Genomic DNA, 4,155 nt, shown 5'->3' on the forward strand with positions numbered 1-4,155 from the left:
CTGAGTAGTTACAAAAAATATATCAAATAAAGTCTTTCTAAAACATTTACGAAGCTAACTATTCTCAAATAGTTAGCTTCAAAGGTAAACTTTATACAGTCTTAATTTTTCAAATCTGAATTAAAAACAAAAAAACGATAATAGTCTTATACACTCACCTAATCGCTATTATATATTTTTAATAAGAATAAATAAAATGAATTATTTTAATAGAAACCATTAGAAAAAATGATGGATAGATTGAGCTCCTACACTTTTCAGCATAATCCCACGAAAATCACATCAAAAACTTAGAAGATTCTCATTCATGCTCACTCCATCAGCAATTATCAGTTCCAAGTGTATTTAACTTTCCAACATATCTAACATTACTATTTCTATGCCAGAAAGTTATCTTTACAAACTATACAACCATCTGGTATTATTACCTGGTGCTTAATATTAGTTATACCAGTCTATTAAACATGAAAAATAACTTAAATTATATAGATCCATGTTTATGTTCCGACCATAATCGGTGCCTAAGCTTACTTGTGAAAACATCATTCTAGTAGAACTTATTTTCTTTTTTTCTACGATAGATTTGAAAGGGGCATACTTTTGCAAACAAAAAAAGGTTTTGAGAAAAAAACGATTATATTCATTCATGGATTAGTTGGAAATCGTCGTGCGTTTAAAAAAGAGTGTAAACTATTTTCATCATCCTATAACATCATCACGTATGATTTACTTGGCCATGGTGATGACAAAGGACAAGACATTGATTTTTCTTTAGATCGACTAGTAGAACAATTGTCAGATTTATATGAAAAAGAAGGGATCCAACAAGCTCACATTTGTGCCCTAAGCTATGGATGCTATATTGCCACTTTATTTGCTCATAAGTACCCAGAAAAAGTATTAAGTCTTTGTCATATTGGCGGTCATTACAATAACCCATCTAAGTTGTTTAATGTCTTTCAAAAGTTTTGGGACAAACGAAATAATGAATACTCTTCTTGGCTTTATCAATATGCAAATACTATATTTCCAAGTGGCATTCTAAAAGCAAACCCCTTTGCGATCGTTTCCAAAAACATTTACTATCGATTTGGATTACAATTACACTCATCTATTATTCGAGAGTCACTAAGACATCGTTTGGAATTCGATTTAAAATCCCGATTACGAGAACTTACACAACCAATTTTATGGGTAATGGGAGAACATGATCATCTATATAAATCTTGTTTATTTGATTTAAAATCCATTCTTCCAAATGTTTCATATAAAGAAATCCCATTAGCTGGTCATGCTGCAAATATCTTTCGCCCAAATTATTTTCACGATTTATACTCTCGATTTTTACAAAATACACCATCATAAAATGAGAAGAGAGTCGTATACTAACGCGACTCTCTTCTCATTTTGAAACTATATTTAAGTACTACCTCACTCATTTATGTATCATTTCCATTTTAACTTGTCAACATAAAAGTCACTTCTATGCACGACCAAGTGCTCTTTCTCCTAAAAAGAAAGCGGTTTTATATCAATTTTCAATTTGTATATAAAAATATATCGAAAAGATATACTTCTACATATCGAAGTAAAGTTAAGCAGAAAAATTATCAACTTGCTATCACTCTACTTATTCATACTCTTCACTACAAGCGAAGTATATGCATCTTCCCCTGCTTTCGTCAAATGAACCCCATCAGGCTCAAAATATTCCTTCTTCCCAGCACTTGCTGAATACCAATCAACGAGCGTAATATTTGAGAATTTTGACGCTGTTTCTTTTAACTTGTTATTCACCAATGATTCCCATGGACGCGGCACTCTTGTATTAACCAATATAACTTTACGTTCATTACCTATTGATTGCATTAATGATGTTATTTGCTCAGTAGTAAATGCTCCGTTCGTACCCAAGCCAATAATAACAGACTGACCTAAAGTACCTTCTTTTTTCATTCTGTCTACCGCAGCGGTCGCTTCAGACATTTGCCTTCCAATCTTCGCATCAATATTAATATTAGGAAAAGCATTTTTTAAATGAGGAGTGACGTCGATCATAATTGAATCTCCAATAGCTGTAATCGTCGCAGATTCTTTAGACTGCGTAGAATGACCTTCCTCTTTGCTTTCGGCTGGTTTTTCACCTGGCTCTTCCCAAACAACATCTGGATGTTTAGGCTGATCTTTTTGCTCGGTTTGTACCGACTCTACTTTATTGCTAGTACTCTCTTTTGCTTTACCTGCTGTTGATAAACCAAAACTAGCTGTAACCGTAACAAATATTGCAAACGCTAAAACGAACTTACCACCTAACGCTAAGTTTCTTAATCTAAAGTTACGCAAACGAAAATTATTCAATGCGCCTTTGCGAATTGGATTTTCGATAAATTTCCATGAAATTTGCGCCATAAACAAAATAAGAAAAAACTGAAAAATAGCTCTTGTAAGCTGAAATTCTCCAGCACTTCCTTGCGGGCTTGTTAATGTGATAATCGGATAATGCCAAAGATATATCCCATAAGATCGAACACCAATCCAGCGTAAAGGTCTAAATCTTAAAAAAACACTAATACGGCTAGCTGGATGAGCAAGATTCGCTACTAGTATTGCAGTAGCAATCGATAAAAGGAACATTCCTCCTCGGTATAAGAATGAATCATATTGATTCGTCTTCCAAAACATAACGAGAATAACAATAAGAGCTATTCCTCCAACTACATCAAGAACGAGGCGCGCCTTTGGAAGAATTTTATGAGCCAATCTACTGCTTGGCCAAATGAAAGCAAGTGCTGCACCAATCAGTAAGGAAAACGCTCTTGTATCGGTACCATAATAAACCCTACTTGGATCAGCGCCTGGTTCATATATCATCGCCATCGCGACAGCTGAAGCAATCGCTCCAAGGAAAATATATAGAGTCAGACGTGATTGTTTTTTTACATAGGAAAGTCCTAAACCGATGATAAGCGGCCAGACTACATAAAACTGTTCCTCAACAGCTAATGACCAAAAATGATTTAGCGGAGAAACTGTACCGAAACTTTCAAAATATGATAATTTGTGATAAATATACCACCAGTTACTAAAATAAAATAAAGCTGCTACCGAATCTCCACGCATTTTCCAAAGTAATGAGCTATGAGAAATTGTAATCCACGCTAAGGTTATAACGAGCATGACAAGCATTCCTGGAAGCAATCTTCTTGCCCGGCGCAACCAGAAATTTTTCAAGTCAATGCTCCTTTTTTCCTTCCATTCAACAACTAGAATATCTGTAATTAAATAGCCTGAAAGTACAAAAAACACAGTAACACCTAAAAACCCTCCAGGTAACCAGTTAAAATTGATATGATATAGAATAACAGCTAGTATGGCTAGCCCCCTCAAACTATCTAATCCAACCATATAACGACTATTCTTCTTTACTGGTGTGGGCATTCATAGTCACCCCCATCTTTCTCTAAAAACTATGTAAATATTTACACTATAAAATGCTACGAACTTACACTTAACAAGTATAAACAACATTCAAAATAAAAAGCTTACAAAAATAGCACATTATTATATATAAAAATATCTATCTTATATAATAACGCACACAGCACATAAAATTTTACCATATCATCCATTATTATAAAATTGTTTATGCAAATAAAATTGGACAATTTATGATACTTCATTTAACCTATATAAATTCGAGAATAATAGAACAATTTATTGAACGCTTTAAATAATTCCTTAACAAATAAAAACAGCCTAAGTCAATATACGTGACTTAGACTATTTTTATATAAACAATATCTTATTGATTTATTTCACTATACTTCTTTTTTACTATTAAAATAAACTGCAATCCAATCGCAACTACTAATATACCGGCTGTAAAATACGGCAAATTTAAAGGAGCTATTTCCTTTTCTAATAATATACCATTTACCAAAGTTCCCATTGAACCAGCAAAATAATTAATAGAACTTAACAAAGCAATAGAAATAGTAGCATGTTCTGGACTTATTTCAATTAATGTTTTTTGTTGAGTTGCTAATCCAGCCCACCCAGTCGCTCCCCACAAAATTAAACAAATAGCTATCAAAATTGCTTTTTGCTGAAAAATCCCCATACATATTAATGATGAAAACATGATAACCATTAAAT

Annotated in this window: 2 protein-coding genes and 1 pseudogene; 1 reads left to right on the forward strand and 2 read right to left on the reverse strand. The window is 33.1% G+C overall.

Features of this window, described 5'->3' with window-relative positions:
• Positions 1–600 precede the first annotated feature (600 nt).
• A complete protein-coding gene (locus V7024_RS23995) occupies positions 601–1,365 on the forward strand; it encodes an alpha/beta fold hydrolase (protein WP_335524577.1) in 765 nt (254 codons plus the stop codon).
• A 261-nt stretch (positions 1,366–1,626) separates the two neighbouring features.
• On the opposite strand, the gene V7024_RS24000 is transcribed toward V7024_RS23995, so the two are convergent.
• Together V7024_RS24000 and V7024_RS24005 are read right to left on the reverse strand one after the other, a co-directional pair.
• Complete coding sequence (locus tag V7024_RS24000; protein ID WP_335524578.1) at positions 1,627–3,438, reverse strand: acyltransferase family protein; 1,812 nt, start codon at positions 3,436–3,438, stop codon at positions 1,627–1,629.
• A 364-nt stretch (positions 3,439–3,802) separates the two neighbouring features.
• A pseudogene (locus tag V7024_RS24005) lies at positions 3,803–4,155 on the reverse strand (MFS transporter); the annotation flags it as partial.

The organism is Bacillus sp. JJ864 (assembly GCF_036963045.1).
GTDB classification, from domain to species: Bacteria; Bacillota; Bacilli; order Bacillales; family Bacillaceae_G; genus Bacillus_A; species Bacillus_A pseudomycoides_C.

Excerpts from the sequence above, each read along its gene's own strand:
- V7024_RS24000 (WP_335524578.1), bottom strand. The coding sequence starts at position 3,438 with ATGCCCACACCAGTAAAGAAGAATAGTCGTTATATGGTTGGATTAGAT.